8 protein-coding genes are annotated in these 5,392 nt (G+C 44.9%); 7 read left to right on the top strand and 1 reads right to left on the bottom strand.

The annotated features are described in order from the left end of the window. Positions 1-212 precede the first annotated feature (212 nt). The 6 genes from IM450_RS21165 to IM450_RS21140 all read left to right on the top strand — a co-directional run bounded on the left by IM450_RS21165 (position 213) and on the right by IM450_RS21140 (position 4,364). On the top strand, positions 213-545 hold the full coding sequence (locus IM450_RS21165; RefSeq protein WP_002802673.1) for a hypothetical protein: 333 nt from the start codon (positions 213-215) through the stop codon (positions 543-545). A 150-nt stretch (positions 546-695) separates the two neighbouring features. Then, a complete protein-coding gene (gene petP / locus IM450_RS21160; RefSeq protein WP_002742483.1) occupies positions 696-887 on the top strand; it encodes a cytochrome b6f subunit PetP in 192 nt (63 codons plus the stop codon). 22 nt (positions 888-909) lie between these two features. Then, positions 910-1,986: a Get3/ArsA fold putative tail anchor-mediating ATPase NosAFP gene (locus tag IM450_RS21155; RefSeq protein WP_287670436.1), complete on the top strand. Its 1,077-nt coding sequence runs from the start codon at positions 910-912 to the stop codon at positions 1,984-1,986. 6 nt (positions 1,987-1,992) lie between these two features. Next, on the top strand, positions 1,993-2,973 hold the full coding sequence (chlG, locus tag IM450_RS21150) for a chlorophyll synthase ChlG (RefSeq protein WP_287670434.1): 981 nt from the start codon (positions 1,993-1,995) through the stop codon (positions 2,971-2,973). A gap of 403 nt (positions 2,974-3,376) precedes the next feature. After that, positions 3,377-4,105 (top strand): Bax inhibitor-1/YccA family protein, encoded by a 729-nt coding sequence (locus tag IM450_RS21145; RefSeq protein ID WP_002802686.1) that lies wholly within the window; start codon positions 3,377-3,379, stop codon positions 4,103-4,105. 88 nt (positions 4,106-4,193) lie between these two features. Beyond that, positions 4,194-4,364: a high light inducible protein gene (locus tag IM450_RS21140; protein WP_002742489.1), complete on the top strand. Its 171-nt coding sequence runs from the start codon at positions 4,194-4,196 to the stop codon at positions 4,362-4,364. Positions 4,365-4,415: 51 nt separating this feature from the next. Here the strand turns inward: IM450_RS21140 and IM450_RS21135 are convergent, their stop codons facing one another. Continuing rightward, a complete protein-coding gene (locus IM450_RS21135) occupies positions 4,416-5,036 on the bottom strand; it encodes a hypothetical protein (protein WP_002802688.1) in 621 nt (206 codons plus the stop codon). Positions 5,037-5,202: 166 nt separating this feature from the next. Between IM450_RS21135 and IM450_RS22775 the strand changes: the two genes are divergently transcribed. Further along, positions 5,203-5,392: hypothetical protein (locus IM450_RS22775; protein ID WP_425590346.1), on the top strand; the 190-nt coding region annotated here is incomplete at its 3' end.

The following is a 5,392-nucleotide window of genomic DNA, read 5'->3' as shown; positions in this document are numbered from 1 at the left end:
TTGATAAGGGGGGTGCCGATCCCCCCTTAGTCCCCCCTTGATAAGGGGGGTGCCGATCCCCCCTTAGTCCCCCCTTGATAAGGGGGGTGCCGATCCCCCCTTAGTCCCCCCTTGATAAAGGGGGTGCCGATCCCCCCTTAGTCCCCCCTTGATAAGGGGGGTGCCTGACAACTTTTAACACCTACTCACTTAATTTTCTGAGGAGTTAGATTATGAATACTCAAAAAATGTTAATCAAATCGTCTTTATTCCTAGCTACTATTTTATTAGTCGGGGCTGGTTTTAGTCCGCAAGTGTTAGCTCAAAGCTTGAACCCCAGTCAACCGGATTATCAAAAAAATGAACGTAGTTCCGATGGCAGGGATGATCTCGGTGGTTTTAATCCTTTAGACTTGATTCATAATAGTAATTTTCGCCGTAGCCGGGACGGATCGGAATTTCAGGAAGACAGCCTCAATAATATCAACGAAGCGGCCGAGGAGTTTAAACGCAAGCAAAGGGAACAACTGGAAAATCGGCAAAATGCTGCCCCAGAAACCAAATAAAACCTTTTTGCTAGTATATATGATCGCTAAGTGCAGATGATCTGAGAAAGACCGATAACTGAAGAGCATTGGGGGGTTTATCTGACACGAATTTATATTAAACTTAGGATTGGTTTATTGAATTATCGTCTTATTAAAACTGTGGAAGTAATGGAAATCGGGCAAAAAGTCAAGGTCTGTCGCTTAAGAGACCGCGTTAACTCGGATGTAGCGGGTAAATTGGGTAAAGTGGGTGTCATCAAAAATTTTAAGATGACCGATGGCAGCGGTGTTGGTGCTGTTGTCCAGTTCGATGATAAGACCGCTACTTGGTTTTTTGAGGATGAACTCAAACTCATCTAAATACAACGCTTAGGAATTAATTATGTCCTTAATTTTGACCTTTTTGGGCAAGGGGGGCAGCGGTCGCAGTACAATAGCGATCGCTTCGGCGAAGAAAATGGCTGGTCTGGGGTCAAAAGTTCTCTTGATCGGTCAAGATTCCGGCCCTGCTTGGGGATTACTCCTCAAGGCCTCCCCTAGCTCCTCTATTACGGAAATTGCTCCCAATCTCTCGGTTGTGCAGATTAGTAGTACCCAGTTACTAGAAAAAAGTTGGGAAGAAGTCAAGGAATTGGAAAAGCAGTATTTGCGTTCTCCCACCTTGAAAAATGTTTATGGTCAAGAGTTGGGCATTTTACCCGGAATGGATCAAGCTCTAGCTTTAAATTTCCTGCGGGAACAGGATAAAAGCGGAAATTACGATGTCATCATCTACGACGGCAGCGGAGATATCAACAGTCTGAGAATGTTGGCGATTCCAGAGGTAGGTGGCTGGTATTTACGGCGTTTTCGGCAGGTTTTCAGCGATTCCGAGATTGGTCGCACCCTTTCTCCCTTTTTCCAACCGATTGCCGCTGCCGTGCTGAATTTCTCCTTTAATCCCGACGGTTTAGGGAAGAAGGCCGATGATAACATTTTAGACGAGGGACGTTCCGCTTTAGCCGATCCTCGGCGAGTTTTAGCCTATCTAGTCACCAATGATGATCCAATTGCGATCGCAGAGGCCAAATATCTTTGGGGTGCGGCCCAGCAAATCGGTTTAAATGTGGGGGGAGTGATTTTTAATCGCTGTCAGAGTGCCACGGAGGATTTTGCCCCGCTGCCGGCGGCGATTTTACCCTACCGTCAAGGAGAAGATTGGCAGGAGTTAATCGCCGATTTACCCAATTTTCTCACGGTGCAGCCGCCCAAACCGTTAATAATCGATACGGCAGCCGCTCAGGTCAAGGTTTATTTACCCGGATTCGAGAAAAAACAGGTAAAACTGACGCAATCGGGTCCAGAATTAACCATCGAAGCCGGGGATCAACGGCGTAATATTGATGTACCACCGCCTCTAACCGGAAGATCGGTAAAAGGGGCAAAATTCCAAGAAGGTTACTTAATTATTTCTTTTTAAGGGATTATGTCAAACACCGAGATAGAAAACAAGGACGAGCGGGGGGCCAAAACTCGCCAATTATTGGGCATGAAAGGGGCCTCATCGGCAGAAACCTCCCTCTGGAAAATCCGCTTACAATTGATGAAGCCGATCACTTGGATTCCCCTGATTTGGGGGGTTGTCTGTGGGGCTGCTTCATCGGGTAATTATACTTGGTCTTTAGAAGATGTCTTAAAAGCAGCCACCTGTATGTTACTTTCCGGTCCGTTGATGACTGGTTATACCCAAACTTTAAATGATTTTTACGATCGAGAAATCGATGCAATTAATGAACCCTACCGTCCGATTCCTTCGGGGGTGATTTCTATTCCGCAAGTAGTCAGCCAGATTTTGGTTTTATTAGCGGCTGGGTTAGGAATATCTTATCTTCTTGATCGCTGGGCCGGTCATGATTTCCCGATCATGCTCTGTTTAACCCTATTTGGTTCTTTTATTGCCTATATTTATTCAGCGCCACCTTTAAAATTAAAACAAAATGGTTGGCTGGGTAATTATGCCCTCGGTGCTAGTTATATAGCATTACCTTGGTGGGCAGGTCACGCCCTTTTTGGTCAGTTAAATGGGACAATTATGATCCTAACCCTCATCTATAGTCTGGCGGGGTTAGGCATTGCTGTAGTTAACGACTTTAAAAGTGTGGAAGGTGACGAAAAATTAGGCTTAAAATCCTTGCCAGTCATGTTTGGAATTACGCCCGCTGCTTGGATTTGTGTGATTATGATCGATGTTTTTCAAGCAGGAATTGCGGGTTATCTGATTAGTATTCATCAGAATCTTTATGCCGCTATTTTACTGTTATTAATTATCCCTCAGATCACTTTCCAAGATATGTATTTTCTGCGGGATCCGCTCAAAAATGATGTCAAATATCAAGCCAGCGCCCAGCCTTTTCTAGTGTTAGGAATGTTGGTGACAGGTTTGGCTTTAGGTCAGGGGATACTCTAAAAGATTGTAATTAATAAAAACAGGAAATATCCAGTTGACGGGCGATGATCGCCTTGAATCGGTCTTCGGTTTAAGGTAACTTAAACGGTTAAGAGGGGAGAAAATGGATTTTCGGTTCGATCCCCCCTGCCCCCCTTGATAAGGGGGGTGCCGATAGGCGGGGGGATCCCCCCTTGATAAGGGGGGTACCGATCCCGCCTTGATAAGGAGGGTATCTGACAATTTTTAATACCTACCTACTTAGCTAGATCCCTGGTCTTTTCGTTACAATCAAGAGGGAATCGATGCGGAGGAGAAGATTACTTTTTTTTCTTCCCTGCGATTCAGCATTCTTGACGAACTAATCAAGAATAGTTTCTGTTTAACAAGATTGATTCAGACAAGTATCTCGAACCTAGTCACCATGAGTAATACCAGTAATTTTCGTCAAGCTTTACGCGAGGCTAAAAGCCAAGCACTTATCGGCCCTAATGTTATCCCCAAGGCCCTGCCCTATCTCGGTGGCGGTCTAATTTTGACTGCGGTGGGAACCTATGGCGGTTTAGGTGTGATCCAATCCTATCCCCAGATTTTCTTCCCGACTTTCTTTGTCGCCATAGTTGCCGAGATTATTTTATTTTTTGTCGCGCGTAGTAGTGCGGAAAGCGGCAATAAAAGCACTGCTCTGCCCCTGCTGACTCTCTATAGCCTTCTTTCTGGCTATACTCTCAGTGGAATCGTCTATGTGGCCCTAGGTACTTCCGGTGTCGGTTTGCGAGGAGTGGCAATTGCTGCCCTCGGTTGCGGCATCGCTTTTGTGTTGGGACGGAATATCGGCTCGAATCTGTCGGAAAAAGATGGTTTAGCACTGACTCAAACCGTTAGCATCGGTATTCTCGCTCTTTTTATTGTTCTCATTGGTCAGCTAATTTTCTCTATCTTTGGTGGCGGTACTCCCACCTGGTTAGAAATCGCTATTTCTGGCATCGGAGTTTTCTTGTTTGCCGGCTCCGCAGTGGTGGACTTTTACATCTTGCCCCGTACCTACAGAGATGAACAGTATCTCAGCGCTGCTTTATCGATGTATTTGACCTATATCAACCTATTTATCTTTATTCTGCGCCTTTTAATCGCTCTTAACGGTCGGGATTAGGGCAAATAGGGAGGAGTTAGAAATTAGTTACAACCTAACTTCTAACTCCGCTAGAATAGTAAAGAAATGTAAACCGCCTGTAAAGATCATGACTGAACCACAACCGACTCAAACCCCCAAATTAGAAGATCCCAAATTTGGCTTTAATGACTATGCCGAGCGCCTCAACGGTAGGGCCGCTATGATTGGTTTTGTGATCACCCTGTTGATCGAGTATCTCACTGGCCAAGGTCTGTTATCTTGGTTAGGGTTACAGTAGTTTTTTAGGCTTTTTTAGGCATTCTAGGGGAAATACAGCCTTGATTGTTAGCTAACGCATACAGGCTTGATGATTTTCCCCATAGAATCCTTGCAGGACCGAATCACCTCGCTGTTGTGGTGTGCCGTGGGAGTTATTGGGAGCTTCAAAATCGCCCACTTCCGAGGCCGCTTCCGCTAGAAGTTTTCCTGCTATTATATAATCCTGTTTGGATAAACTTCTTGCTTCGGTAAATAACCAAGAAAGGGTATCTCCCGCTAGACAATCGGCCTGTAATTCAATGCCGATGCTCATTCCACCTTCATCGATGCCACCGATACCCCGATTCCACTGAACAGCGTGAGCAGCCTCGTGAGCGACGGCGTAAAGGGGAAATAGGGGATTATCACTAATGCGAGTGACTTGCTTGAGATTGACGTAAACTGTATTATCTACAGTGCAGAAAGCCGCTAGGGAAATTACGCCGCAGGGAGTGGTTATCGGGCCATTGCTTAACAAATACTTAAAATTGATCTGGTGTAATTGAGCCGTATATTCAATTACCGCTTCTAAGGCATCCGTAATATCGTCTGCTTGCGCTCTCTGGGCTAGAGGGGATAAAATCAAGAGGGAACTACAAGAAACAGCAGATATCAGGGATAATAAACGTTTACGGCCAGAGTTAGGTTTCATGATACTAACAAAGTCGGGAGTGAGGAAGAAGTTTAATTGATCTGAATTAGCCTAGTGCTACGATCACAATTCTAAAGGCTATATCTAAGACTTCCAGAGAAAATACAGAATTTACGCAGCTTTTGATCGAAGTTTACAGAATTTCTCGTCAAGGTTGAGGAAATTAATTTGGCACGACTACTTAGGGTTTGCTGAAAAAGTTTTTCGTGGGGGTAGGGTGTGGGGTTTTACCCATTTTCAGGTGGTCAACTACCTAATTTTCAGAGAAAAAGTAACTGAATTTTTCCCCGATCACTCCAATGGTCGGCACTTTTTGGGGGGAAAAAAGTCTAAAAACCTTATTCAACAAGGTTTTT

The sequence above is a fragment of the Microcystis sp. M083S1 genome (assembly GCF_020246405.1).
Lineage (GTDB): Bacteria > Cyanobacteriota > Cyanobacteriia > Cyanobacteriales > Microcystaceae > Microcystis > Microcystis aeruginosa_C.
The sequence above is the reverse complement of the archived record's forward strand: the minus strand, read 5'-3'. Positions and strand labels throughout refer to the sequence as shown.

Coding starts and splice junctions, on each gene's coding strand:
- IM450_RS21165 (WP_002802673.1), top strand. CDS start 213: ATGAATACTCAAAAAATGTTAATCAAATCGTCTTTATTCCTAGCTACT.
- petP (WP_002742483.1), top strand. CDS start 696: ATGGAAATCGGGCAAAAAGTCAAGGTCTGTCGCTTAAGAGACCGCGTT.
- IM450_RS21155 (WP_287670436.1), top strand. CDS start 910: ATGTCCTTAATTTTGACCTTTTTGGGCAAGGGGGGCAGCGGTCGCAGT.
- chlG (WP_287670434.1), top strand. CDS start 1,993: ATGTCAAACACCGAGATAGAAAACAAGGACGAGCGGGGGGCCAAAACT.
- IM450_RS21145 (WP_002802686.1), top strand. CDS start 3,377: ATGAGTAATACCAGTAATTTTCGTCAAGCTTTACGCGAGGCTAAAAGC.
- IM450_RS21140 (WP_002742489.1), top strand. CDS start 4,194: ATGACTGAACCACAACCGACTCAAACCCCCAAATTAGAAGATCCCAAA.
- IM450_RS21135 (WP_002802688.1), bottom strand. CDS start 5,036: ATGAAACCTAACTCTGGCCGTAAACGTTTATTATCCCTGATATCTGCT.